Origin of the sequence: Gemmatimonas sp. (assembly GCF_046594945.1) — a bacterium.
In the GTDB taxonomy this organism is placed as follows: domain Bacteria; phylum Gemmatimonadota; class Gemmatimonadetes; order Gemmatimonadales; family Gemmatimonadaceae; genus Gemmatimonas.
On the sequence record NZ_JBKJRB010000023.1, the window covers coordinates 18,091 to 41,785 of the forward strand.

Consider the following 23,695-nt stretch of genomic DNA (forward strand, 5'->3'; position numbering starts at 1 on the left):
GGACTAGAAGCGGATACCGAACGTGATCGGGATGTATCCCGTGCTGTTGTTCTCCGTGAACACGTTCACATACTTCGCTTCGAGGAATGTCGAGAAGCCTGACAGCTGGAAGTTCAGTCCGCCGCCGATCTGAATGCCGACATTGGTGTCGCTGCTGGACACGTTGACAGAGCCCACCTTCGTGGACGCCTTGGTATTAAATGCACCGAGCCCGCCGAGCACGTACGGCTTCACGCCCCCGTTGGTGGAGAGGTCAAGGAGTGCATTGCCGATGAAGCCGAGGACGCGGGCGTCGCCATCAATGTTGCCCTTGTAGGCGTAGCTGTCGAAACTCACGTCGCCACGAAAACGAAGCGACTTCATCGACGCGGGCTTCAGAAAAACGTGACCAGCGATCGAATAGCCGGCGTCTACCGCATCACCAAAATCTCCGGTCGGAACGGAAAGGCCACCGCTTATACCGAAACCCACGGCGGACGCCTGAGCGCTGAGCATTGATGGGACCACCATCAGGGCGGCGGCCGCAACATACTTCGAAAAACGATTCATCTGGATCTCCACATAGCGTACGGGAAACCGACGGCGCCATCGCTGTCGGAGCGAGCTTCGCGTAACTCTCGCGAATACGCAGGTTACGCGCGATGGTTTCAATCGGGAAGTCTGTCGGGCTCGCTGATACTCGCAGTGGACAACGCCCGTGTTCGCCGTAGGTCGCCCACTAGTTCAGCACGCCTCAAAGCGAAAAGCGTATTAGAGAGAGCAAACACGCTAGAATCGTACGCCGAACGAGATCGGGATCCAGGCGAAGCGGCCGTCGGAAAAGACGTTGACGTACTTCGCTTCCGCGAACGTAGAGAAGCCGGACAGCTGAAACTCAAAGCCGCCACCGACCTGAACGCCGACATCCGTTGCGCTGCCCGTCACGTTGACGTTGGCGACTTCGACCGACGTTTTGTTGTTGTACAGGCCGAGTCCGGCGAGCAGATACGGCTTGACCGTCGAGGTGCCGTTGGTGGCGAAGTCGTAGATCGCATTGGCCACGACACCGACACTGCGCGTGGACGCATCCGCGCCCGCATCGGCATTCTTGATCGACCAGCGGTCAAAGCTCACATCGCCGCGGAAGCGCAGCGCCTGAATCGATGCCGGCTTGTAGTACACGTGGCCGGCAATGACGAAGCCGGCGTCGGCACGGTCACCGAGATCACCCGTCGGCAGCGACAATCCGCCGCTGAGACCAAACGACACGGGGCGCTCCGTGGCCTGCGCGGACGAGACGGCAGGCACGGCAAGACTGAGGGCAACACTGAGAAGTCGAAGTGCATGCTGCATAAAATCTCCGGATTGCGGGGAATGACACGCCGGCCTCGGAGTAGGACGTCGTGCTACTCCGGCAACGCGTTCACACCGGTCACGAAGTACTCCGTATCGCCAAAGCATGACGTCGGCACATAGATGTGCTGCTCGTAGTCCACTGCAACTCTCTTGCCGCTCAGTGTCTCGATCACACGGGCGAGCGAATCGCTGCGCACCGTAAAGGTGAAACTGTCCGATCGGAAGCCACGGGCGATATCCGTGTAGAGCGTGCCTTCCCACGTTTTGCAGACGAAGCCTTTGCGGGACATCTTCTGGACGTAGCCGGCCCGCTTGCCGCTGGAGTAGCTCCAGCTGAGTGCGATCGTGGCCCAAAGAGCAATCCCGAGGGCCGGTAGGCCGAGCACCCCGAACACGCCCGCAGCCAACCAGTGCCGACGCAGGAAGGACTGCCGCGGCTTGGGAGCGGGGGCAACAACTGGGGTGTCGGACGCGCCTGCTGACGCGCCTGCTGACGCACCTACTGACGCACCTTCAGACGTATCGGACGGCGGAGTGGGATCGGACACGGCGGCGACGGGTTGAGTGTGCAACGACGGGCCAACTCGCTGGAGGGTCAGCGTGCTGGGAACTTGGGGAGAACTCCCTCCCCGCGCTACCTTACGGCGGCCACTCTCAACCGGGTTCAATGGTGTCTTCCGTGAACAGCTTCAGCGCTCGTCGTCGTCCCACAGTCACCACCAAGGTGCGCGGTGTCTCTGTCGGCTCTTCGGCACCGATCGTAGTGCAGTCGATGACCAACACCGACACGGCCGACGCCGCCGGCACCGCGGATCAGGTCGCCGCGCTCTTTGAAGCTGGTTCGCAGAAAGTCCGCATTACGGTCAACAACGACGAGGCGGCGCAAGCGGTGCCTGAGATTCGGCAGCGGCTGATCGATCGCGGCTTGGACGTCCCGCTTATCGGCGACTTTCACTACAACGGGCACCTGCTGCTCACGAAGTATCCGGAATGCGCCGCCGCGCTCGACAAGTACCGCATCAATCCGGGCAATGTCGGCACGAAGCGTCGCGACACGAATTTCACAACCATTGTGCAGGCGGCGATCGATCATGACAAGCCGGTGCGCATCGGCGTGAACTGGGGCTCGCTCGATCAGACCCTGCTCACCGACATGATGGACAGCAACGCGAAGTCGGCCGAGCCGCGCGACGCGAAGGATGTCTACATGGACGCGATGCTGGAAAGCGCGCTGCGTTCGGCGGCACTGGCCGAAGAAGTTGGACTCGCTCACGACAAGATCATCGTGAGCGCAAAAATCTCGGTCGTGCCGGATCTGGTGGAGTGCTACCGTCGTCTCGCCAAGCGATGCGACTATCCCTTGCACCTCGGTCTGACCGAAGCGGGCATGGGCACGAAGGGTATAGTGGCCTCGGCGGCGGCCCTTGGCATTCTGCTCAGCGAGGGCATCGGCGACACGATACGCGTGTCATTGACCCCGAAGCCGAATGGCGATCGTCGCGAAGAAGTGTTCGTGGCGCAGCAGATTCTGCAGTCCCTCGGACTGCGGTCGTTCGCACCCCAGGTAACGGCCTGTCCGGGATGCGGTCGCACCACGAGTACGTTCTTCCAGCACATGGCCCAAGACATTCAGGGCTATCTGCGCGAACAGATGCCGGTGTGGCGCGAGTCGCGTCCGGGGGTGGTGGAAATGAAGGTCGCGGTGATGGGCTGCGTGGTAAACGGACCAGGCGAGTCCAAGCACGCGAACATCGGCATCTCGTTGCCTGGCACGTTCGAAGAGCCGAAGGCGCCGGTGTACGTGGACGGCAAACTCTTCACGACGCTCAAGGGCGACAAAATTGTCGAGGAGTTCCTCGTGATTCTCGAGAACTACGTGACCACGAGCTACGGCGCGTCGGTGTAGTGGCCAGTCATTGATATGCGGCTAGCACCAACCATAATCGACGCGGCCACTCTCGCATCGTGGCGTGCACCGGCTTCGATCGGCGTGATGCTGCTGCTCTTTGCCTGGGAAAGTGTCCAGCCGTTCCTTGGCCTCTTTTCGGGAGGCCCGCACCCTTGGCGGGTGCGTCTCCGCCACGCAGCGACCAACCTCGGCATCGGCGTGCTCAACGGTCTAGCCATCCGCTTCGGCTTCCTCACGCTCTGGATTGCAACCATAAACTGGACGGCGGCGCACGGCGTGGGCCTGCTCAACTGGCTCTCGGTGTCCCCGGCGTTGCGCTGGGTGGTGGTGCTTCTTCTGCTCGACGCCTGGACGTACGCGTGGCACCGGTTGAATCACACCGTGGCGTTCTTTTGGCGCTTCCACCGGTTGCACCACTCCGATCGCCAGATGGATGTGACGACGGCGAACCGATTCCACCTCGGTGAGATCACTTTGTCGTCGCTGGCCCGGGTGCCTGTGCTGGCGCTCATCGGCTGTCGGCTGGACGAACTCGCGCTGTACGAAGTGCTGCTCTTCGCCGTGGTGCAGTTTCATCACGCCAACATCGGCTTGCCGGATTGGCTCGATCGCGTACTGCGCACCGTGATCGTCACACCGCATATGCACAAGGTGCATCACTCGGTGGTGCTCGCCGAGCAGAACGCGAATTTCAGTTCGCTCTTTTCGTGGTGGGATCGGATTGCGGAGACGTTCAGGCTGACGCCGAATCTGTCACAGGTGGTGTTCGGTGTCGACGAGGTGGTAGCGGGAGAAGCGCGGCACCGTGCCGGGGCGCCCCCGGCCGGAACACGGCGAGACGGGCACGGCTGAAACTCCAGGCAATCTCCACTCGTGGTGGGTCCGACACTCACCACGAGGTCCGCGCTATGACGATACAATCACGACTTCGCCTGCTGCCCGCAGTCGCACTCGTCTTTGTCCCCCGATTGACCGACGCGCAATCGATGCCGGTTCCCGCACCATCCGTTGCGTCGACGGCACAGGCGAAAGTCGTCGATGCTCTCGACGCATTGGTCCCCGGGTGGCTGACCATGTTTCGCGTACCGAGTATCGCGATCGCACACATCGACAACGGGCGCATCGACTGGACGCGCGTCTACGGCGAACAGTCCGCCGGCGTGCCGGCGACGGAGCGCACGCTGTACAACGTTGCATCACTCACAAAACCGGTGTTCGCGGAAACGATCCTGCGCCTGGCCGCGGCTGGTCGTCTTTCGCTCGACGCCGTGATGGCGCCGGTGTGGGTCGATCCCGACATCGCCGATGACCCGCGGCATCTGCTGCTGACGCCGCGGCTGTCGCTCAGTCATCGAACCGGCTTTCCGAACTGGCGTCGGCAAACGGGAGGGCAGCTCAAATTTCAGAACGACCCCGGCACGACGTACGGCTACTCCGGAGAGGGCTTCGAGTACCTGAAGCAGTATACCCACCGCGTCACGGGACAATCGATCGACGCGTCGGCACAGTCGCTGATTTTTTCGCCGGCCGGACTGCGCCACATCTCTTTCGTTATCACGCCGTGGTTCGCGGGACGTGTGGCGATGCCGTTCGGTCCGAATAACACGTGGGGACCAAGCGATGCCTCTGCCCTTGAACTCGCATCAGACAACCTGCACACCACGGTCGCGGACTATGCGGGTTTCGTGCTCTCCGTGATGCGGCACGATGGGCTGCCGGCCGCACTGATTGCCCAGCGCGACTCGTTGCACACCATCGATGCCCCAGGTGATCAGTGCGATGCGAAGAAAGTCCCGATCTGCCCGACCCGCACCGGCTATGGTCTGGGGTGGCAGATCTTCGAGTACCCTGACGACAGGGTCCTCTGGCACACGGGCAGTGACTGGGGCGAGAAGGCCATGGTACTCTATCGACCCGGCCACCGGGACGGAATGGTCATGCTGACCAATGGTGCGAATGGCTTCGATGTGATGATCGAAGTGGGGACGCGCGTGTTGGAGGGCACACCGTTCGGAACGTTTCTCACCAGCGGTCGCAAGAAGTAGGCGGTTGATGTCTCGACGCCGCGCACCCATTCGTGCAGCGGTCGCATTGCGGCACTCGGTGTCCGATCATCGGCGAGATCATCGCATGGTGTCGTCTTGGACCTAACGATGCCGCGGGCGGCGACGCACTGCTTCCAGCGCGCAAGAAACGCGTCCGTGACCGTAGCGCGCGCCCCGAGCTCGGCATACGACGGTCCGTCCGCCAGCTTAGACGAACGCTGGAGGCTTACCGTAGCACGAAATATTTCCCACAACAGTACAGGAACAAGGCGATCAACATTTCGTTACTGATCCACGAGCGACCCCGACTCCGGCCGGTGATCAGATCCGGCCGAGCTCGGCGGCGGCATGCGCGAGTTCGTCCACGATCGGGGCGTTGAATCCGATCTCGCGGAGTCGCTCGCTCACGCGTGTGTACAGTCGCACCGTGCCTTCGCGTCCAGCGGAGAACCGACCCCACACCGTTTCGGGGAACGACGTGCGGCGCAGATCGGAGAGGATCGAGTTCGCGTTGTGCACCTTGTCGGCGGCGCACACCCAGAGCGCATCGTCGCCGGCCAGCGCCAGTCGAGCCAAGTAGTCATCCTTGCGATCGTCCGAGGCCATGTCGACCCCGTCGTCGTCGGTGCGACGCTCGGTTACGGACAGCAGCATCTCCAGCATGCTGTTGCCGAACTTGGTTCCGATGCGCTCGTCGAGTGTCTCGCGTGTCCATCCATCGCGCACGCAGTCGGCCACGACATCGTGCAGGATGCCCGCCACCACCGTGTCTTCGTTACACCCGTACCGAGTGAGAATCACCGCGACATTCGCCGGATGCGTGAGATACGGAAGCCGCGTGCCTTTGCGGACCTGCTGATCGTGGTGCTTCGCCGCGAAGGCGAACGCGTGGTTGATCCGATCGGAGTAGCCGGTCATCGACGGGGCGACTGAGGAGTCAGACAGGAACGGGAACATACGTGGCGCGGGCGAACCAAGCCACCAGCTTTTCGAGCCCGTCGCGATCGGCCTCACCAAAGGCCGCCGGGACCGACGAATCGATATCGAGCACCGCGATCAACACGCCCGAGGCGTCGAACACCGGTACCACGATTTCGCTCCGCGAGCGCGGATCGCAGCTGATGTGTCCCGTAAAATCGTGCACGTCGGCCACCACCACGGTCCGACGTTCAGACGCCGCCGTACCGCACACGCCGCGCCCGAATGCAATTTCCTGGCAGCCCAACGATCCTTGATACGGGCCGACACGCAGCAGCTGTCCGGGCTCGACCACCCGGTAGAATCCCGTCCACAGATGACCGAAGGCATGGTGCAGCAGCGCGCTCACGGTCGCCATCCCGGCGATCGTGTCGTCGCTGCCGTCGAGCAACAACGCCTGCATCTCGAGCAGCTTCGCGTACGCGAGCGTTCGCGGCGCGGCGCGAAGATCGGGGATGACGGGCTCCATGGGAGAGTAAGGAGTAAGGAGTAAGGAGTAAGGCGTAAGGCGTAAGGAAAAGAAGGTGCAACGTTAGGAAGCGCGGAAACGGATACGCGGTTCCAAACCCCAGACTCCCGACTGCCTACTCTAGTGGCCCGATGGCGAAGATGAGGCGCAGGTCGAGCAACGCGAGGGCCACGCCCTGCACCACCACCCCCAGACCGGCACCGATACCGCCCGCACGTTGTCCCCAGCGCCAAGCGGTCAAGGCTAACGTGACGCCGACCGCCGCGTACCCCACGTCGAGACCGGTGTTCAGCCACAGCACGTTCAACAGGCGCTGCGTGCCCGCGAAATCGCGAAATGTGAGCCCGCGCCAAGCCCACGCCACGATGGCAAGATTCACCGCTCCCCAGGCCGCCGTCTGTACCGCAAAATGCCGCAACAACGGCGCCGTCGTGCGACGCACCAGCAACCAGGCCAGCAGCGATGTCCCGCTCAACACACAGGCGCCGGCCCACAGCGCGAGGCGGATCAGGTGACCACGTTCGAGTGACAACAGCGTATCGGCCCACATGTCTTGGAGACTAGCCGACGACGTCAAAGCGCGCCACGGAGTGTGCGACGAAGTGCGCCGGCGTTCATCCGATAAGCGGGAGGTCGGCCGACCAGAGGACGACCGCACGCACCCGGCGTCCGCGAGCCTCGAGCTGCTGCATGGTGCGCGATAGCCACGCCAGCGTCGTCACGCCGGGACGTGCGCACAGCACCACATCGGTCTCCAACGGCACCTGCTGGTCGAGATCGTGGTCGGTGACATACACGGCGAGATCATGGTGCGACGCCAATCGCTGGAGATCATCCACCATCGACGCCGCATCACGCGGATCGCCGAGATCCCGGCCCGTTTGCCGTGAGCGGACGCGGCGCGGCAACACGATGTCGATGACGGTATCGCGACCGATCGCCAGCGACCGCGGCGCATCCCAGCGTGAGCGAAGCGACGCCTCCGACTCGGCCTCCGACTCGGCCTCCGTCTCGGCCTCCGTCTCGGCCTCCGTCTCGGCCTCCGTCTCGGCCTCCAGTTCGCGCTCGTTCACCAGGCCGGTGTCGGCGCGGCGCGAGGTCCGCGCAATCGTGGCGGTCGCGGTCGCGAGCACCGACATGGGCAACAGCGACAGCAGGGCACTACTGCGCTGCGCGGCATCCACCAGCACCGTGGCTCGCGACTCGTGTGCCGCCACGGCCGATAGATTCAGCGCGACCGCTCCCGCCAGCACGGGCTGGTCGGCCACCACTTCTACGTAGCGCGAGACATCGCCGATGCTGCTGAGTGTGAGGTGCAGCAGCGGCCACGCCGCCTCTGTCGGCTGCATGATAGGTGGCATCTGTTCATCGGCCCGTCGGCGCGCGCGGGTCGCACGGATCGACGCGGTCGCCGCGCGGTGGACAATCACGCGCGTGCGCGTGATCCCTTCGATCTCCTGCGCGTCACCCACGGTGGGACGGCGCATCTCGCGCCACAACACGAACGCGAACCCCAGCACCAACCCCAGCACCAGCGAGGCCAGCAGCATCGCCATGGGTGGGATGTCGAGCGGCATGCGCGCTCGCAGCGCATCCCGCTTGCGTCGAAGGCCGGCATTGAGGCCGGCAACGTCTTGCAGCGCACGCTCGGAGCGGTCCGCCAGATCGACCGCGGCGTCGCGCGAGTGCGCGAGCGCGCTATCGGCCATCGGCTGCTGCACGACTAGCAGCGGCGCGACCGTCGCGCTGTCGGCCACGGATCCCACTTGGTTCCCCGCCACCACCGGCATCTCGTTCGTCGGCGCGTTCTCCGCCGCGCCGGCATACGCCGACTCAGCGAGCAGGGTGAGTCGTTGTCCCAGCTGGGTGAGGCGCGACGTCATCGACGCATAGCGTGCATCGGGTCCGCTCAGCGCCGCGTAGGCTTCACGCTCGGCGTACAGCTGTTCGATGGAGTCAATCAGACTGCGCACCCGCCCATCATCGCGCAGCAGTCGCGTATCGGCGAGCGCGCGGTAGCTCTCCACGAGCGGGGCTTGACGGCTGCGTACGAGCTGTCGCTGCAGATCATTCGCGGCACTGTCCCGCGCCGGAGGCATGGGCGTGACGACGGCGGAGTCGCGGTTCGCGTTCGCCGCCCGCGGCACGGTGACATCGGCCCGCGAGGCAATGGCTGCGACCGCGATTGATGTTTCGATCCGCGTCAATTCGCGGCGAGCCGCGAGCCCTTCGATATACAGCGGCAGCGTGTCGCGTTCCGGCGGAAGCGCGGCTATCTGCGCCGCGAGGGCGCGATCCACCTGTTGCGGTACGAGCACGAACAACAGGAGCGCGGCGATCACGACGATCGCCCCTAGCAACGCGATCAGCAGGCCGTGTCGTGCCGCATTGCGCGTGCGGGCCGCAAGCCATCGCGCGCGCTGACCGACGCGCGGCCGTTGTGACGCGGGTGGCGGCAGCGTGGCGTGATCGGCCACGAGTGGAGACGGTGTGGGCACAGTGGGCAGCATCGACATGAGACGATACAAACGAACGCGGGAGCCGGCGATGTTCGCCAGCCCCCGCGATTTCCTGCCGAACGGAGACCGTTCGAATTACTTGACCGTGATCACACCCTTCATGTTCATGGCAAGGTGCGGCGTGCAGTGGTACGCATACTCGCCAGCGGGGACGCCGGCAAACGAGATCGTGTACGACTCATCGGCGTTCAGCATCATCTTGCCCGACAGCTCACCCGCCTGCTCCGGCATGTTGGCCATGAGTTGCGTCTTCGCGGCGGCCGGAACCACGGCCGGATCGAACGCGACATTGTGCGGGCCACCGCTGATCATGGTGAACTTGACGCCGTCGCCGGCGGCAATCGTGATGTTGGCCGGCTCAAAACGGTATCCTGCACCGTCGCCGATCATCTTCACTTCGTACGTCGTACCCGTGATCGGGGCCATTGCGCCCGCCGCCGGAGCCATATCAGCCGGTGCCGCCGCCGCCGAGGCGCCAGCCGGAGCCATCGCCGAATCCGTGGCAGCACTCTTGTCTCCACCGCAAGCGCCGAGCATAAGCGCAGCGCCAGTTACTACTGCAAAGCCGAGAAACCGCATGTCGAAAGGCCTCCTAGAGCCAGATCGAAAATTTTACCTTACTACAGGAAAAGTCCTGTGCGCGTAGGGCCCTACGAGCATTGTGAACTTATTCACAAGCTCTCGCCGCGCCAAGGGCCGTCGGATTTTTCCTCCTTGACGGGCGTCCAGGCCCCCACTACGCTCCACCTCATCATGCAGAGCTTGCACCACCATCATGCGCATCGCAGCCACGGCCGTACGGGTCGGGGCGCTTCGTGTATGCCACGGTGACCAGCACAGCTCGCTGATCCCGCAGCACCCAAGCGATCCTCGGCCCGTCCCTCTCGGACGGGCCGTTTGTTTTTTTCCAGTCCTGCTCTCTCTCTTTCTCTCTCTCGTCCCAGACCGTCATGCTACGAATCGCGCTACCCAACAAAGGGCGCCTGAGTGAGGACACCCGTGAGCTGTTCAACGACGCCGGACTCGAGGTCCGCTCGTCGGGGGAGCGCGCCCTCACGGCCTCCCTGGGGGGAGAGTTCGAAGCCATCTTCGTCCGTGCCCAAGACATCCCCGAGTTCGTGGCCGACGGCGCCGCCGACGTGGGCGTGACCGGCATGGACCTCGTCAATGAGTCGGGACGCGAGCTTCGCTCACATCTCGATCTGGGCTTTGGCCGCTGCCGCCTGGTAGTGGCCGCCAAGGACGACTCGGGGATCCGGTCGGTCGAGGACATTGGCACCAATGGCAAGCCAGCCCGCGTCGCCACCGTCTTCCCCCGCATCACGCGCACCTTCTTCGAGTCGCGCGGACGCCCGGTGGAAGTCGTGCCGGTTTCGGGGGCGGCGGAGATCGCCCCCCACCTCGGAATTGCCGACATCGTGGTGGACCTTACGTCGACCGGCTCCACGCTCAAGATGAACGGCCTGCGCGAGATCGAGACCGTCATGCTGTCGAGTGCTCACCTCGTGACCGCCACGAATGGCCCCCGCAACGGCGACCCGTCGCGGGTGCAGGAACTCGACGATTTGGTCACCGCGCTTGGCTCGGTGATCCGGGCCCGCGGCCAACGCTATCTCATGGCCAACGTACCGCGCGCCGCCCTCAACGAGGTGCGCGCCGTGCTCCCCGGCCTCAACGGACCAACCGTCATTGAAATCGCCGATCACGGGAAGTACGTGGCTGTCCACGCGGTGGTCAGCGCCGATTCGATCTACCGCACCATCTCCCAACTGCGCACCTTGGGCGGCGAAGGCATTCTCGTGACTCGCATCGAAAGGCTCGTGCCGTGACCGCTCCGCTTCTGCCGACGCTGACGCTGACGCTGACGCTGCGCGCAAGCGGACCGCTCGCCGAGCTCGATGGGCCCACCCGTCGGGCGATCGTGGATCGCTCGTCCACTACCGATACGACTGTTCGGAACCGAACGACAGCGATCATCGCTCGCGTCCGCGCTGAGGGTGACGCTGCGTTGTTTGCCTTCGCCCGGGATTTCGATCGTGTCGAACTGCCCGCCATCGAAGTGCCTCGTTCCGCCTGGAACGCCGCGCTCGCCGCGCTCGATCCCGAGCTGCGCCGGGTGCTCGAACGGTCAGCCCGCAATATCGCCGCGGTTCACGAGGCCTTTCGTCCCGTTGCGACGGAGTGCTCGCCAGAACCCGGCGTCCGCGTTGGGCGACGCCCAGACCCCCTTGCCCGCGTGGGGATCTACGCGCCTGGCGGAAGAGCGTCCTATCCGAGCTCGCTCCTGATGGGGGCCATCCCGGCGCGGGTCGCCGGAGTGGGTGAAGTGATTGTCTGTTCGCCCCCTGGCCCAGACGGCTTGCCGTCGCCGGTGGTCCTCGCCGCGGCCGCCTTGGCCGGCGTCGATCGGGTGTTCGCGTTGGGCGGCGCAGGCGCCATTGCCGCGATGGCCATCGGCACCGCCACGGTGCCTCGCGTGGATCGGATCATGGGACCGGGCAATGCCTTCGTGGCCGAAGCAAAACTGCAGCTGGTGGCCGATGTGGCCATCGACTCGCCGGCCGGTCCCAGCGAACTGCTCATTCTGGCCGATCACACCGCCAACCCAGCGGCCTTGGCGCGCGAACTGATGGCGCAGGCCGAGCATGACCCTGATGCCGCCGTGATCGCAGTGCTGGTGGGTTCGCCCGATCACGTCGGGGCGTTGGCCGGCGCGCTGGAGGTCGAAGTACTCGCGCAGCTCGCGCAGGCACCGCGGGCGCAGATCGTGCGCGAGGCCCTCGCCGCGCGCGGCGCGATCGTATCGGTACGCACGGTCGCCGACGGTGTCGCCTTCGCCAACGAGTGGGCAGCCGAACACCTGCTGCTCGTGGTCGCCGATCCGGTGCGGGCAGCCACGCTCGCAGCCCTGCGTAGCGCCGGCACGATCTTCGTGGGCGAATCGAGCTCCGTGGCATTTGGTGATTACATGACTGGCGCCAACCACGTGCTTCCCACGGCCGGGGCTGGGCGGAGCTACTCAGGCCTATCGACGCTCGACTTCGTGCGATGGACTACGTGGCAGGAAGTGTCACCAACCGCCGCCGACAGCCTGTCGCGCGACGTGGGCCTCTTCGCCGACGCGGAAGGATTGCCTGCCCACGCGGCCGCGGCGCGCGCATGGAGCGTGAGCGCGCGGAATGTGAACGTATGACGGACAATACCCAACGTCTGGCCGTGGCGCGGGCGGCGTACGACGCCGTGCCGTTGTACGATCCGAAGCGCGCGCCGGTGGATCTCGATCTCACCGACAACACGAATCTGTGGGGCATGCCTCCAGTAGCCGAGCGCACGTGGCGCGAGTTGCCGGTGGCGCGCATTACGCGCTATCCCACGCTGTACGCGGCGGAGCTCAAGCAGGCGCTGTCCCAGTTCGTGGGCGTGACGCCCGACATGCTCGTGACCGGCTGCGGCTCCGACGATATTCTCGATAGCGCCATGCGCGCCTTCGGTGAACCGGGCGATCTCGTGGCGGGGCCGGAGCCGTCGTTCGCCATGATTCCGATCTTTGCGCGGATGAACGCGCTCGCGTATGCGGGATGCGTGGAACTGCCGTCACATCAGCCGGACATCGACGCATTGCTCGCCACGCGGCCAAAGTTGTTGTACCTCTGTTCGCCGAACAATCCCACCGGAGCGCTGGTGGCCCGCGACACCATCGAGCGCGCGCTGCGCGACGCGCCCGGGGTCGTATTCGTCGACGAAGCGTATGCCGAATTCGCGGGTGTGTCGGCAGTCGATCTGGTCACGCGGTCGGACCGACTGCTGGTGATTCGCACGATGTCGAAAGCGTTCGGGCTGGCGGGGCTTCGCATCGGCTACGCGATTGGACAGCCGTCGCTGGTGATGGAAGTGGAGAAGTCACGCGGACCGTACAAGCTGAATGCGATGGCCGAACAGACCGCGCTTGCTGCACTGCAGCACGACCTGCCGTGGGTACATGAACACATCGCCCTCGCCGTTTCGCTGCGTGAGCGGTTGGCCGACGCCCTGCGCAGGCGCGGATTCGCACCGCTGGAGTCGCATGCGAACTTCGTATGCCTGCCGGTGACAGATTGCGTACAGGTGGGAATCGCCCTACGCGAACGTGGCGTGGCGGTGCGGCCGTTTCCGGCGTTGCCGCATAGTGGCGACACACTGCGCATCAGCGTCGGTCCCTGGCCGCTGCTCGAGCGCTTTCTCACCGCGTTTGATGAGGTGATGGCTGCCCGGAGGTCGGCATGACGGGCACCCGCGCTTTGAACGTCGCCGTACCAAGAGCGCCGCTGCGCGTCACGGTCTTCGACTACGGGGCCGGCAATTTGCACTCGCTGGTGAAGGCGATCGAAGCCGGGGGAGCCGCGGTTCACGTGGAAACCGACCCGGCACGCGCGGTGCGCGACACCGACGCCTTGATCCTGCCGGGGGTAGGTGCGTTCGCGCCGGCGGCCGAGCGTCTCGCGCCTGGCCGTGAGGTCATGCGTGAGGCCCTCATGGCGGGACTTCCGGCCCTGGGCATCTGTCTCGGCATGCAGCTGCTGTTTAACGGCAGCGATGAAGGGCCGGGTCGAGGACTGGGCGTCGTGGAAGGACAGGTGACGAAGCTCCATGCCACCCAGATTCCGCAGATCGGGTGGAATCGCCTCGAAGAAGTCACCGACGCACTGCTTCTGGCGTCGGGACTCGACGTCGCGTACTACGCCAACAGCTTCGTCTGTCGACCCACGGCCGCGCATGTAGCGTTCGTCAGTGCGTGGAGTGACCATGACGGCGACCGCTTCCCCGCGTCGGTTCGACGCGGCAACATCATCGGCACGCAGTTTCATCCAGAAAAGTCCAGCGCGCCCGGCGTAGCTTTCGTGCGCGAGTTTCTACAGTTCGTCGCTTCCCTCAGGAGTACGTCATGATCGCTGTACCGGCGGTGGATCTGCGTAGTGGCAAGTGCGTCCAACTCGTCGGCGGAGACTACGACGACGAGCGGGTGCGTCTCGACGATCCCGGTGCTGTGGCCGCTGAGTGGGAGCGCATCGGCTTCACGCGGTTACATGTCGTCGATCTCGATGCGGCCACCGGACGCGGACATAATCACGACGTGATTCGCGAGATCCTGCGCGACGCCACGGTGCCCGTGCAGGTCGGCGGTGGCGTGCGTGAGGAATCGCGGATCGAGCGACTGATCGACGAAGGCGCAACGTGGGTGGTGGTCGGCACACGCGCCATCGAAGACGAGGATTGGCGCCGCGAGATGGCGGGGAAATTTCCGGGCCGACTGATCATCGCGGCCGATGTGCGCGAGCGAAAAGTGGTCACGCGCGGCTGGGCCGAAACCTCACAAATCGATGTGATCGATTTCGTGTCCGACCTCGCGCAACTGCCGCTGGCCGGTGTGCTGGTCACAGCGGTACATCTCGAAGGCAAGATGGCCGGTACTGACCTTCCGCTCATGGAAGATGTGACCGAGGCGAGCGCGTGGCCGGTGTTCGCCTCGGGTGGTGTGACCTCGTTGGATGATATGCGCGCGCTCGAACACCGCGGCCTGTCCGGGGCGGTACTCGGCATGGCGCTTTACACGGGCGCGCTCGATGCGCGTCGTCTCGCAGAGGAGTTCGGCGCATGACCGTCGTTATTCGCGAATCGAAGGAAACCCAGATCCGCCTGACGATCACCGCCGGTACGGGTGCGGCGACGGTGTCCACGGGCGATGTCTTTCTCGACCACATGCTGGTCGCCTTTGCGCGCTACGCGGGCGTCGATCTCGACGTCCAGGCCACCGGCGACATGCGCCACCATCTCATCGAAGACGTGGCGATCACACTTGGTCAAGCGGTCGCGAGCTTTGCACCCGCCGGATGCGCGCGCTATGGCGAGCGCACCGTACCGATGGATGATGCCCTGGTGCAGGTCGTGCTCGATATCGGCGGACGCCCGTATTACGAGGGCAAGCTGCCGTCGAATCTCTACGAGCACTTTCTGCGGTCGTTCGCCGACAACGCCAAGGCGACACTGCACGTACGGGTGATCCGAGGTTTCGACAAGCACCACATCATTGAAGCGGCGATCAAGGGGCTGGGCTTTGCGCTGCGCGAAGCGCTCGTGGAAACGGGCGCAGTGTTCAGCACGAAGGGTAGCGTGCGTCTCGCCATCACGGATTCGTGATCGTATGCTGACTCGACGGGTGATCGTGTGCCTTGACGTGAAAGGCGCCCGCGTGGTGAAGGGCGTGCAGTTTGAAGGTCTACGCGACGTCGGTGATCCGATCGCGCTCTCTCAGCGCTACGAGCGCGAAGGCGCCGATGAGATCACGTTCCTTGACATTTCGGCCAGCGCCGAGGAGCGTGCCACGCTCCTCGAGGTGGCGCGTCGCACCGCCGAACGGCTGTTCATTCCGCTTACCATCGGCGGTGGCGTGCGCACGTCGGACGATGTCGCGCGCGCGCTGCGTGCCGGCGCCGACAAGGTGTCGGTGAACTCGGCGATCGTGACGCGGCCGGAGTTGCTCACCGAAGCCGCCGATCGCTTCGGCGCGCAATGCGTGGTGGCCAGTATCGACGCCAAGCGCGACGCGAACGGCGTGTACAAGGTGTGGGTCAAGGGCGGTCGCGAGGAAACGCCGCTTGAGGCCGTGGCGTGGGCCCAGGAGTGCGTGGCGCGCGGCGCCGGCGAGATTCTCCTCACCTCCATCGACCGCGACGGCGCGCGGACGGGATACGATCTGTCCATCACGCGCGCGGTTGCCGACGCGGTGCATGTACCGGTGATCGCGTCGGGTGGCGCCGGCATCGCCCGTCACCTGGTCGATGGCATCGTACACGGCGGCGCCGATGCGGTGTTGGTAGCCGGCATTCTACACGATGGTATCACGACGGTGCAGGCGCTCAAGCACGTGATGCTCGAAGCAGGGCTCCCCGTGCGCATCACGCCCTCCGGCGTGGCGACATGACGCGACCCGAGAGCGCCGCAGTGCTCCTGCAGGCGGCGGCCGAGGTCGCACAGTATGCGGCCGCGATCGCAATGCAGTGGTATCGCACCGACGTGAACGTCGAGATCAAAGGCGATGGTTCACCGGTCACGATCGCCGATCGCGAAGCAGAGCGCGCGGCTCGTGCGTGGCTGGCCGAGCGGTTTCCGAACGACGGCGTGTTCGGTGAGGAGCTCGACGATGAGCGCGTCAGTGCTCCGCGTCGCTGGATTCTCGATCCGATCGATGGCACCAAGGCCTTTGTGCGTGGCGTGCCGCTGTGGGGCACACTTGTGGCATGCTGCGAGGGCGACATCGTGATCGCCGGTGCCGCCTGTTATCCGGCCGTGCAGGAGACGGTAGCGGCGGCCCTCGGTGAGGGATGCTGGTGGAACGGATCCCGGGCGTCGGTTTCGCGCGTCGGGCAGTTGCACGAGGCCACAGTGCTGATCACCGACGATCGGTTCCTCGAGCGTCCGCACCGACGAGCGCCGTGGCACGCCCTGTCGTCGGAGGCGGCCGTGGCGCGCACGTGGGGCGACTGCTACGGCTATCTGCTGGTCGCGACCGGCCGCGCCGAGATCATGGTCGACGATATCGTCAATCCGTGGGATGCCGCTGCGATGTATCCGCTCATTACAGAAGCCGGTGGCCGCTTTACCGACTGGCGGGGTCGCGATACCGCATTCGGTGGCAACGTGATCGCCACCAACGCCGCTCTTGGCGACATCGTTCGGCCGTACTTGGTTGAGCCTTTTGATCCTGATGCTGGAGTATCGAGATGAATGACCATGAGCGCGCCATCACCTTTGATATCGACCAGCTCGACTTCACAAAGGGCGGTGGTCTCGTGACCGTCGTCACGCAGGATGTGGCAACGGGTGCCGTGCTCATGGTGGCGTACGCCGATCGCGAGGCCTTCGAGCACACGCTGCGGACCGGCGAAATGCACTATCGGTCGCGATCGCGCGGCCTCTGGCACAAGGGCGGCACCAGCGGGAATGTGCAGCGGCTGGTGTCACTCACCGCCGATTGCGATGCCGACGCCGTGCTCGCCCGCGTGGTACCGGCCGGTCCGGCCTGCCATGACGGAACGACCTCGTGCTTTCGCGAGGACGCGCTGCAAGCCGACGTGTTCGCCGTTCTTGATGCGACGATCACCTCGCGCATGCAGGATACGAGCGACAGCGCCGAGAGCTACACCCAACGTCTGCTTGGCAACCGGAACCTTCGACTGAAGAAGCTCGGCGAAGAGGCCGTCGAGTTGGCGACGGCGTGTGTGGACGGCGATATCGAACGAGCCACAGAAGAGACCGCTGACTTGCTCTATCACGCGCTGGTGGCGCTTCGTGCCGTGGGCGGGTCGCTGGACGGCGTGCGCGGAGTGCTTTCGTCACGAGCAAAGGAAACGGCACGGCGTATGCAATAACGACGGGTGCGGCGACGGCGACCCACTCGGGGTGGCCCCGACCGCATCCGTCTGGGTCATGCCATGCTCCGTTGGGCACTTGGCTTCCTGATCGCTGCACTGATCGCCGCTGCGTTTGGCGTAAGCGGTGTCGCCACCGCGACGTTCAGCATCGCGAAGATACTAGTTGTGGTCTTCGTGGTCTTGTTCGTCGCGACATTGGTGATGGGACTGATCTCCGGACGGCAATCCTCGCGCTGAAACGCATCGCGACGGATTGTGTCGCAGGGCGGGTATGCCTGCGATCACCATTATTCCGGAGTCCTCAATGCGCACACCTGCTAAAACGCTTCTGCTCCTGTCGCTCGCGAGCGCTTTCACCGCCTGCAAGGGAGACAGTGACGCTGACAAGAGTGCGATCCAGACGACCACGGCCGAAGGGAGCCTCGCCTCGGCGTCCGCTGAATCTGCCGAGAATCGCGACGTTTCGATGGTCCGTATGATCAACGCGCTGCCGAGCGCAAAGGATGCGTCAGTCAGTGCCGATGATCGCGCCATGTTCAGTGGGATCGGTTTCAAGACGGTGACGCCATATACCGAACTCAAGGGTAACGTCACAAAGTTCCGCCTGCAGGCTGGCGACCGCGACACGACGATCGCGTCGAACAACGAAATCATGATGGATGGCTCGCGCTATTCGCTGATCGCGTTGCCAGAAGGCGATGGAAGTGTTCGTCTGCGCGTGCTGAAGGATGAGCTCGCGACCGACAGCACCAAGGCTCGCCTGCGCGTCATTCACGGCGTGAAGGGTGCTGGTGAGGTCGACGTCGTGATGGCCGGCATGACGGAGCCGTTTTTTGACAACGTGAACCTCACGTCGGAAGCCGGCTACAAGGACATCGATCCCGTCAAAACCACGGTCAGCGTCAACATCAATAGCAACGGCAAACAGATCCTCAAGCGGGAAATGGACTTCAAGGCCGGTCACTCGTATAGCGTCGTGCTCACTGGCACGGCTGGTCAGCGCATCGAAGCGATCGTGATCGACGACCAGGCGATCAGCAACGCGAAGATGATGATGATGGATTCGCTCAAAAAGGCTCCTTGACCTGATGAAGACCGAACCGGACGACGGAGGGGTGCAACCGATGGCACGTGAAATTCTCAATTCGATGGAACACAGCGGATCGGATGATCGCCGCCTGCGCCGCGAGACCACGCGGCAGGGTAGATCCGATTACGTGAACGTCAGTGCCACTGAGCGCATCGCCTCCGCAGTCGCGGGTGGGTTTCTCACCACGTTCGGCTTGCGCCGACGTGGCACCGCGGGATACAGCATGGCGCTTTTGGGCGCTGAACTGCTGTACCGCGGTGCGTCCGGGCACTGCAAGGCCTATTCGGTGCTCGGGGTATCCACCAAGGAGCACGTCGAGGCCGGTTTACCGGCCGAGGTCGATCATGCCCGATCGATCCGCGTGCGTCAGAGTGTATACGTTGAACGGCCGCGCGAGGAGTTGTTCGCCATGTGGCGTGACTTCTCAACGCTGCCGCAGTTCATGGATCATCTCGATCGCGTCGACGTCCTGTCGCCGACGCATTCTCATTGGGTAGTCGCCGGACCGGCGGGCTCCACCGTGGAGTGGGACGCCGAGATTGTCGATGAGCGCGAGAACGAGTGGATCGCCTGGCGTACCGTCGAACCGGCTCAGGTGCCGAACAATGGTACGGTGATGTTCTGTGAGATGTCGGATGGCGGCACTGATGTATTCGTCACGCTCGAGGCACAGCCGCCCGCCGGCAAGTTCGGCGATTTGGTGGCGCGAATGTTTGGTCGTGCACCAAATCGGCAAGTCCGTAGGGCGCTCGAACGGTTCAAGGAGATGGCTGAGAGCCGCAACTCGCCCGAGTTGACCGTATGACGCCAACGCGCTCAGATGAATCGGACGGCCAGCCGGCAGTGCCACCCGCCTCGCCCGCGCAGGATGCGGATGTCGTGCGTGACGCCGACGGCTTAGTGGTCGACGAGTACTCCGACGAGACGTTCACCAGCGCAGTCGACATGGATGCGCTGGATCGTCCTCGGATGCTTGGCGATACCGATGCTCTCGCCGAGGTGGCCGACGACAGCGATGGCATTACGGAGAGGGATCTTTCCGTATCGAACCACAATGACATGGGAGATGCCGACATGGGACTCGGCGCGGAGCCGAGGTCGGCAGAAGAGCTCGAGGAGGCGGCGATCGGACACGAGCTGAAGGGACCGGCAGCTGTCACCCGCGACGACGACGTGCATGGCGAGCGGATGTTCGACTCGCCAGACGCTACCCTTCCGCGGTCATAACCTGCGTTCCAATCCATTGTTCGCCTGTCATCAGAAGTACGGGAGGCCGCACCACGGCGGCCTCCACGCACACCATGTGCAGCTCCTCGCCGTCGGCGAAGTCAGCCCGGGTGCGCGTTCCCTCTGCACCCGGATTCCAGACCACCGTTTCCGGAAAGCCACGCTTCTCGATGCGTAATGTCCGATTCGGCTCGCGGAGCTCGATGACATCCGGCGTCGCGTAATACACGCGATCAATGTGTCCTTCAATGGGCAGCGTATCGTTCACGGCATCGAATTCGCCGCCGTCGCGCAGTCCGTCGCGATACCGACAGCCAGCCAGACCTCGTACCGTGGTAGCGTGCGCGTTCTCGACGTAGAAATACGGATGGAGCGCGGCCGTGAAGCTGATGGGCGTTGGGTCGGTGTTGGTGACCGTGAGCTGCACCGTGAGCGTAGCGGCCGCTACATGCACGGCGAGGTCGGCACTGAAGGCAAACGGCCACGTTTTACGCGAAGTATGGGTGTCGGTGAGCCGAAGGATAATACGCGCGCCGGCGTCGACCTCGTCTTGACCCACCATCTTCCAGCGGCTGAGCCGCGCGAATCCGTGGTGCCCGATAGGGCCGAACGGTCCGAACTGCGGAAAACAGACTGGAATGCCGCCCCGAATCGAACAGCCAGTCCCATACTGCGCCCTGCGACTTACAAACAGGCGATCGACCGTCGATTGAGCCGGCATCCACGATGTGACATGCGCACCATCGAAATAGACGCGCGCAAATGCCCCGTCGGGCGCGTGCAACTCGACCGATGGCGCCTCGCTCGCACCGCTCACTTCGCGGTCACGCGCTGCAGCGTGCGGTAGAGAAACTCGGCCGCCCATCCCAACGCCGGTACGGGCACCCGTTCGTTGTCGCCGTGCATGCGCAGTTCGTCCACCATCGCCAATGGCATCGGCAGAATACCGTAGGTCGGGATGCCCTTCGCGCGCAACGCCGCGCCATCGGTGGCTCCGGTGCTCATGAACGGAATGACCGTGGTGTTCGGGTCCATTGCGATCGCCGACGACTCCATCGCCTGATACAGCGCGGCCGTCACCGGCGACACGGGCGGCGACTGGCGTGGCTCGCCCGTGAGTACGAAGGTCACCTGCGGTTCCTTCGACACGCGGTTGAAGGCCGATACCACGGTACGCACATCGTCGTTGGGGAGCACGCGGACGTTGAACGTTGCCGTCCCTTCGCTCGGGATCACATTGGAGCGGATCCCGCCATTCAGCAGTGTGATTGACTGGCCCGTGCGCAACACCGCGTTGTGCAGCGGTTCGCGGGAGAGTATCGCCGCCGCCGCATCGATTTGTCCTTTCGACGCGGTGGGCGAAGACACACGGCGCATCGCCGCTTTCATCACGGGATCCTTCTCGATGCGCGCCAGCCGCGCGAAATAGAGACGCGTGGTCTCATTGAGCTTGACCGGCGACTTCCACTCGTGCACGCGCGACACCGCACGGGCAAGCGTGGCCAGCACATTCTGCGACAGCGGGACTGAAGCGTGTCCGCTAGGCCCTTTCGCCGTCGCCACCACGTTATACGAAATCTTCTCCGTGGTCTGGATATTCACCGACATCACACGGCCATCCGACACGCGCACGCGTCCGCCTTCATTGAGCGCGAACTCGGCATCCTTGATGAGATCGAAATGCTTTTCGATGACCCGGTCGATGCCGATTTCGTCGCCGCCTTCCTCGGCCGCCGTGGCCAGAAAAATGATGTCGCGATCGAGCGACGCGCGTTGCGTCGCCAGCTGCTGCATGGCCGCGGTGGCCGTGGCAAGCATCCCCTTGTCGTCAATCGCACCGCGACCATACAGATACGACACGCCCGCGTCCTCCCGAATGGTCGCGGTAAAAGCCGGCGTGTTCCATTTGGTGGTGTCGGCACCCACGACGTCCATGTGCCCCATGATGAGCACCGCACGCTTGGTTGGATTCACGGCGCGCAATCGCGCGATGAAGTTGGCACGACCATTCCCGGCATCGAGCAGATGGCGCTCGACGCCGGGGATCTGCGCAAAGATGGCATCGAAGTAGCGCGCCGTCAGCATCTCGTGGCCCGGCGGGTTCTGCGTGTTGAGCGCGATGAGCTTGGTGAGATGCTCGAGGGAGGCGCGCTGCGCCAACGCGCGGTCGAAACCGGCCGGCGCCGCGGTGGTCACCACGTACGGCGACCGCGCCTGCGCCTGCAGGGCGGCCGGAGCACTGACGGACAGCGCGGCCACTGTCCCGACTGCCCAGCAGTCGCGAAGGAACAGGCGCACTAGAGCTCCCATCCCTTTCTGTACACCCGCGTGAGATACTGATTCGCGTCGGGCGCGTTGGTGAACGTCATCCCTTCGCTGTCGTAGATCACTTTGCGACCCTGTCCGGCGCGCAACGCTGCCATGCCGAGCAACATCGTTTCGGTGAGCGGCGACGCCTGTGAGAATGGAGAGCTGGACTGGGCCTCGCCCTTCGACGCCTGAATCCAGTTCTGCTCGTGCGACACGGTGATGCGCGGCAGCCTGACCGGCACCTGCTCTGCCTTCTTCGCGATGGCTTCCGGGAAAATGCGTGGCTTATTGCCGTACGTTTCATAGAACATGATGCCCTTCTCGCCAATGAAAACCCCACCACCGCCGTCGCTGCCAGGGTTGTTCATCGGTACTTCGGCGGGCAGCATCTCCGGACGCGGCGGCATGAGGCCGCCGTCGTACCAGTACAACTTGAGTGCGTCGCGTTTCCCCACCTTCGGGAAGTCGTACTGTACCATCGTGGCCATCGGGTACGTGGCTGGATTTTTCTCACCACCGCCCCACGGGGACGATGACGCGGCGATCGACGTCGGATACGTGAGCCCAAGCGCCGTGAACGGCTGGTCAATGAGGTGTGCACCCATGTCGCCCAGTGAGCCAACGCCAAAATCGAGCCACCCACGCCACGCAAACGGATGGTACGCGGGGTGATACGCGATCTCCGGTGCGGGACCGAGATACAGATCCCAGTTCAGCCCCGGTGGCATCGTCGAATCGTTGGCGGCCATGGCCGCGCGCACCGCATTATCAACCGTGCCCATGTTCCACTGCGGGCGCGGATTCGGCAGCGCTGTCGGTGTCGGCGCATTGGCCGCGCGCGGACGTGGAATACCCTGCGCCCAATAGCGCACCGGGCGATCGGTCCACACGTGCACTTCCCGGATCTTGCCGAGCACGCCCGAGGCGATGATCTCGTTGATGCGGTGCGAACCCTCCATCGAGTGGCCCTGATTCCCCATCTGCGTAGCCAGCTTCGGATTGGCGGCCGCCGCCTTTTGCAGTAGTCGCACCTCGTGTACGGAGTACGCGAGCGGCTTCTGCACGTATACATGCTTGCCCAAGGACATTGCGGCCAGCGCGATGGTGGCATGCAGATGATCGGGCGTCGCGATCAGCACCGCGTCAATGTCCTTCTGCTTGTCGAGCATTTCACGGAAGTCCGTGTACTTCCTGGCGTTCTTGTACGCTTCGCCCAGCTGCAGGTTTTCCGGCGTCGGCTCTCCGGTGCGCGGCTTGAGCCGTCCGTTCAGCGAACGCTCCACGTAGGCGTAGTCCACGTCGCAGACCGCCACGATGTTCTCCGTGAGCATCTGCGACATGTTGCTCATGCCCATGCCACCGATACCCACGCAGGCGATGTTGAGCTTGGCGCTGGGCGCTCGAT

The 23,695-nt window shown here is 64.2% G+C and carries 27 protein-coding genes; 16 read left to right on the top strand and 11 right to left on the bottom strand.

Going from position 1 to position 23,695, the window contains the following annotated elements; translation table 11 throughout:
• Window positions 1–3: 3 nt before the first annotated feature.
• The 3 genes from ACLL97_RS03065 to ACLL97_RS03075 all read right to left on the bottom strand — a co-directional run bounded on the left by ACLL97_RS03065 (window position 4) and on the right by ACLL97_RS03075 (window position 1,883).
• Window positions 4–549, bottom strand: coding sequence for an outer membrane beta-barrel protein (locus ACLL97_RS03065; RefSeq protein WP_411279008.1), 546 nt, complete (start codon window positions 547–549; stop codon window positions 4–6).
• A gap of 219 nt (window positions 550–768) precedes the next feature.
• Window positions 769–1,332 carry an outer membrane protein gene (locus ACLL97_RS03070; protein WP_411279009.1) on the bottom strand — a complete coding sequence of 188 codons (564 nt, stop codon included), beginning with the start codon at window positions 1,330–1,332 and terminating at the stop codon, window positions 769–771.
• Between the two features lie 53 nt (window positions 1,333–1,385).
• The gene (locus tag ACLL97_RS03075; RefSeq protein ID WP_411279010.1) at window positions 1,386–1,883 is read right to left on the bottom strand and encodes a hypothetical protein; all 498 of its coding nucleotides are present in this window, start codon (window positions 1,881–1,883) and stop codon (window positions 1,386–1,388) included.
• 119 nt (window positions 1,884–2,002) lie between these two features.
• Here ACLL97_RS03075 and ispG point away from each other — a divergent pair, with 119 nt between their 5' ends.
• From ispG to ACLL97_RS03090, 3 genes are read left to right on the top strand one after another with little or no spacing between them, the layout of a single operon-like run.
• Entirely contained in the window at window positions 2,003–3,241 is a 1,239-nt protein-coding gene (gene ispG, locus ACLL97_RS03080) for a flavodoxin-dependent (E)-4-hydroxy-3-methylbut-2-enyl-diphosphate synthase (RefSeq protein ID WP_411279011.1), read from the top strand.
• A 15-nt stretch (window positions 3,242–3,256) separates the two neighbouring features.
• Window positions 3,257–4,096: a sterol desaturase family protein gene (locus ACLL97_RS03085; RefSeq protein WP_411279012.1), complete on the top strand. Its 840-nt coding sequence runs from the start codon at window positions 3,257–3,259 to the stop codon at window positions 4,094–4,096.
• Between the two features lie 56 nt (window positions 4,097–4,152).
• Entirely contained in the window at window positions 4,153–5,289 is a 1,137-nt protein-coding gene (locus tag ACLL97_RS03090; RefSeq protein ID WP_411279013.1) for a serine hydrolase domain-containing protein, read from the top strand.
• 321 nt (window positions 5,290–5,610) lie between these two features.
• Here ACLL97_RS03090 and ACLL97_RS03095 read toward each other — a convergent pair whose 3' ends face one another.
• The 5 genes from ACLL97_RS03095 to ACLL97_RS03115 form a co-directional block, all read right to left on the bottom strand.
• A complete protein-coding gene (locus ACLL97_RS03095) occupies window positions 5,611–6,207 on the bottom strand; it encodes an HD domain-containing protein (RefSeq protein ID WP_411279014.1) in 597 nt (198 codons plus the stop codon).
• 19 nt (window positions 6,208–6,226) lie between these two features.
• Window positions 6,227–6,736, bottom strand: coding sequence for a GAF domain-containing protein (locus tag ACLL97_RS03100; RefSeq protein WP_411279015.1), 510 nt, complete (start codon window positions 6,734–6,736; stop codon window positions 6,227–6,229).
• Window positions 6,737–6,851: 115 nt separating this feature from the next.
• The gene (locus ACLL97_RS03105) at window positions 6,852–7,286 is read right to left on the bottom strand and encodes a DUF6992 family protein (RefSeq protein WP_411279016.1); all 435 of its coding nucleotides are present in this window, start codon (window positions 7,284–7,286) and stop codon (window positions 6,852–6,854) included.
• 64 nt (window positions 7,287–7,350) lie between these two features.
• On the bottom strand, window positions 7,351–9,252 hold the full coding sequence (locus ACLL97_RS03110; protein ID WP_411279017.1) for a hypothetical protein: 1,902 nt from the start codon (window positions 9,250–9,252) through the stop codon (window positions 7,351–7,353).
• 78 nt (window positions 9,253–9,330) lie between these two features.
• Window positions 9,331–9,744 (bottom strand): plastocyanin/azurin family copper-binding protein, encoded by a 414-nt coding sequence (locus tag ACLL97_RS03115; RefSeq protein ID WP_411279018.1) that lies wholly within the window; start codon window positions 9,742–9,744, stop codon window positions 9,331–9,333.
• Window positions 9,745–10,205: 461 nt separating this feature from the next.
• On the opposite strand from ACLL97_RS03115, the gene hisG reads away from it, so the two are divergent.
• The 13 genes from hisG (at window position 10,206) to ACLL97_RS03180 (ending at window position 19,980) form a co-directional block, all read left to right on the top strand.
• The gene (gene hisG, locus ACLL97_RS03120; RefSeq protein ID WP_411279019.1) at window positions 10,206–11,084 is read left to right on the top strand and encodes an ATP phosphoribosyltransferase; all 879 of its coding nucleotides are present in this window, start codon (window positions 10,206–10,208) and stop codon (window positions 11,082–11,084) included.
• Window positions 11,081–12,448: a histidinol dehydrogenase gene (hisD, locus tag ACLL97_RS03125; protein ID WP_411279020.1), complete on the top strand. Its 1,368-nt coding sequence runs from the start codon at window positions 11,081–11,083 to the stop codon at window positions 12,446–12,448. Before hisG ends, hisD begins: the two co-directional genes overlap by 4 nt.
• Window positions 12,445–13,518, top strand: coding sequence for a pyridoxal phosphate-dependent aminotransferase (locus tag ACLL97_RS03130; RefSeq protein WP_411279021.1), 1,074 nt, complete (start codon window positions 12,445–12,447; stop codon window positions 13,516–13,518). Before hisD ends, ACLL97_RS03130 begins: the two co-directional genes overlap by 4 nt.
• Window positions 13,515–14,180: an imidazole glycerol phosphate synthase subunit HisH gene (gene hisH, locus ACLL97_RS03135; RefSeq protein ID WP_411279022.1), complete on the top strand. Its 666-nt coding sequence runs from the start codon at window positions 13,515–13,517 to the stop codon at window positions 14,178–14,180. The genes ACLL97_RS03130 and hisH overlap by 4 nt, the downstream gene beginning before the upstream one ends.
• On the top strand, window positions 14,177–14,890 hold the full coding sequence (gene hisA, locus ACLL97_RS03140; protein WP_411279023.1) for a 1-(5-phosphoribosyl)-5-[(5-phosphoribosylamino)methylideneamino]imidazole-4-carboxamide isomerase: 714 nt from the start codon (window positions 14,177–14,179) through the stop codon (window positions 14,888–14,890). The genes hisH and hisA overlap by 4 nt, the downstream gene beginning before the upstream one ends.
• Complete coding sequence (locus tag ACLL97_RS03145) at window positions 14,887–15,429, top strand: imidazoleglycerol-phosphate dehydratase (RefSeq protein ID WP_411279024.1); 543 nt, start codon at window positions 14,887–14,889, stop codon at window positions 15,427–15,429. Before hisA ends, ACLL97_RS03145 begins: the two co-directional genes overlap by 4 nt.
• Before the next feature lie 4 nt (window positions 15,430–15,433).
• A complete protein-coding gene (gene hisF / locus ACLL97_RS03150) occupies window positions 15,434–16,213 on the top strand; it encodes an imidazole glycerol phosphate synthase subunit HisF (protein WP_411279025.1) in 780 nt (259 codons plus the stop codon).
• Window positions 16,210–17,016: a histidinol-phosphatase gene (gene hisN / locus ACLL97_RS03155; protein WP_411279026.1), complete on the top strand. Its 807-nt coding sequence runs from the start codon at window positions 16,210–16,212 to the stop codon at window positions 17,014–17,016. Before hisF ends, hisN begins: the two co-directional genes overlap by 4 nt.
• Complete coding sequence (hisIE, locus tag ACLL97_RS03160; RefSeq protein ID WP_411279027.1) at window positions 17,013–17,660, top strand: bifunctional phosphoribosyl-AMP cyclohydrolase/phosphoribosyl-ATP diphosphatase HisIE; 648 nt, start codon at window positions 17,013–17,015, stop codon at window positions 17,658–17,660. The genes hisN and hisIE overlap by 4 nt, the downstream gene beginning before the upstream one ends.
• 63 nt (window positions 17,661–17,723) lie before the next feature.
• The gene (locus tag ACLL97_RS03165; protein WP_411279028.1) at window positions 17,724–17,900 is read left to right on the top strand and encodes a DUF1328 family protein; all 177 of its coding nucleotides are present in this window, start codon (window positions 17,724–17,726) and stop codon (window positions 17,898–17,900) included.
• Window positions 17,901–17,967: 67 nt separating this feature from the next.
• Window positions 17,968–18,747: a DUF4397 domain-containing protein gene (locus ACLL97_RS03170; RefSeq protein WP_411279029.1), complete on the top strand. Its 780-nt coding sequence runs from the start codon at window positions 17,968–17,970 to the stop codon at window positions 18,745–18,747.
• Between the two features lie 4 nt (window positions 18,748–18,751).
• Complete coding sequence (locus ACLL97_RS03175; RefSeq protein ID WP_411279030.1) at window positions 18,752–19,558, top strand: SRPBCC family protein; 807 nt, start codon at window positions 18,752–18,754, stop codon at window positions 19,556–19,558.
• Window positions 19,555–19,980: a hypothetical protein gene (locus ACLL97_RS03180; RefSeq protein WP_411279031.1), complete on the top strand. Its 426-nt coding sequence runs from the start codon at window positions 19,555–19,557 to the stop codon at window positions 19,978–19,980. The genes ACLL97_RS03175 and ACLL97_RS03180 overlap by 4 nt, the downstream gene beginning before the upstream one ends.
• Here ACLL97_RS03180 and ACLL97_RS03185 read toward each other — a convergent pair.
• The 3 genes from ACLL97_RS03185 to ACLL97_RS03195 form a co-directional block, all read right to left on the bottom strand.
• Window positions 19,961–20,797 carry a D-hexose-6-phosphate mutarotase gene (locus tag ACLL97_RS03185; RefSeq protein ID WP_411279032.1) on the bottom strand — a complete coding sequence of 279 codons (837 nt, stop codon included), beginning with the start codon at window positions 20,795–20,797 and terminating at the stop codon, window positions 19,961–19,963. The genes ACLL97_RS03180 and ACLL97_RS03185 overlap by 20 nt on opposite strands.
• The gene (locus tag ACLL97_RS03190) at window positions 20,794–22,239 is read right to left on the bottom strand and encodes a M20/M25/M40 family metallo-hydrolase (RefSeq protein WP_411279033.1); all 1,446 of its coding nucleotides are present in this window, start codon (window positions 22,237–22,239) and stop codon (window positions 20,794–20,796) included. Before ACLL97_RS03190 ends, ACLL97_RS03185 begins: the two co-directional genes overlap by 4 nt.
• A 38-nt stretch (window positions 22,240–22,277) precedes the next feature.
• The coding region (locus ACLL97_RS03195) for a Gfo/Idh/MocA family protein (RefSeq protein WP_411279034.1) at window positions 22,278–23,695 on the bottom strand (1,418 nt) is incomplete at its 5' end.

Coding starts and splice junctions, on each gene's coding strand:
- ACLL97_RS03065 (WP_411279008.1), bottom strand. CDS start 549: ATGAATCGTTTTTCGAAGTATGTTGCGGCCGCCGCCCTGATGGTGGTC.
- ACLL97_RS03070 (WP_411279009.1), bottom strand. CDS start 1,332: ATGCAGCATGCACTTCGACTTCTCAGTGTTGCCCTCAGTCTTGCCGTG.
- ispG (WP_411279011.1), top strand. CDS start 2,003: ATGGTGTCTTCCGTGAACAGCTTCAGCGCTCGTCGTCGTCCCACAGTC.
- ACLL97_RS03085 (WP_411279012.1), top strand. CDS start 3,257: ATGCGGCTAGCACCAACCATAATCGACGCGGCCACTCTCGCATCGTGG.
- ACLL97_RS03090 (WP_411279013.1), top strand. CDS start 4,153: ATGACGATACAATCACGACTTCGCCTGCTGCCCGCAGTCGCACTCGTC.
- ACLL97_RS03095 (WP_411279014.1), bottom strand. CDS start 6,207: ATGACCGGCTACTCCGATCGGATCAACCACGCGTTCGCCTTCGCGGCG.
- ACLL97_RS03100 (WP_411279015.1), bottom strand. CDS start 6,736: ATGGAGCCCGTCATCCCCGATCTTCGCGCCGCGCCGCGAACGCTCGCG.
- ACLL97_RS03105 (WP_411279016.1), bottom strand. CDS start 7,286: ATGTGGGCCGATACGCTGTTGTCACTCGAACGTGGTCACCTGATCCGC.
- ACLL97_RS03110 (WP_411279017.1), bottom strand. CDS start 9,252: ATGTCGATGCTGCCCACTGTGCCCACACCGTCTCCACTCGTGGCCGAT.
- ACLL97_RS03115 (WP_411279018.1), bottom strand. CDS start 9,744: ATGGCTCCGGCTGGCGCCTCGGCGGCGGCGGCACCGGCTGATATGGCT.
- hisG (WP_411279019.1), top strand. CDS start 10,206: ATGCTACGAATCGCGCTACCCAACAAAGGGCGCCTGAGTGAGGACACC.
- ACLL97_RS03130 (WP_411279021.1), top strand. CDS start 12,445: ATGACGGACAATACCCAACGTCTGGCCGTGGCGCGGGCGGCGTACGAC.
- hisH (WP_411279022.1), top strand. CDS start 13,515: ATGACGGGCACCCGCGCTTTGAACGTCGCCGTACCAAGAGCGCCGCTG.
- hisA (WP_411279023.1), top strand. CDS start 14,177: ATGATCGCTGTACCGGCGGTGGATCTGCGTAGTGGCAAGTGCGTCCAA.
- ACLL97_RS03145 (WP_411279024.1), top strand. CDS start 14,887: ATGACCGTCGTTATTCGCGAATCGAAGGAAACCCAGATCCGCCTGACG.
- hisF (WP_411279025.1), top strand. CDS start 15,434: ATGCTGACTCGACGGGTGATCGTGTGCCTTGACGTGAAAGGCGCCCGC.
- hisN (WP_411279026.1), top strand. CDS start 16,210: ATGACGCGACCCGAGAGCGCCGCAGTGCTCCTGCAGGCGGCGGCCGAG.
- hisIE (WP_411279027.1), top strand. CDS start 17,013: ATGAATGACCATGAGCGCGCCATCACCTTTGATATCGACCAGCTCGAC.
- ACLL97_RS03165 (WP_411279028.1), top strand. CDS start 17,724: ATGCTCCGTTGGGCACTTGGCTTCCTGATCGCTGCACTGATCGCCGCT.
- ACLL97_RS03170 (WP_411279029.1), top strand. CDS start 17,968: ATGCGCACACCTGCTAAAACGCTTCTGCTCCTGTCGCTCGCGAGCGCT.
- ACLL97_RS03175 (WP_411279030.1), top strand. CDS start 18,752: ATGAAGACCGAACCGGACGACGGAGGGGTGCAACCGATGGCACGTGAA.
- ACLL97_RS03180 (WP_411279031.1), top strand. CDS start 19,555: ATGACGCCAACGCGCTCAGATGAATCGGACGGCCAGCCGGCAGTGCCA.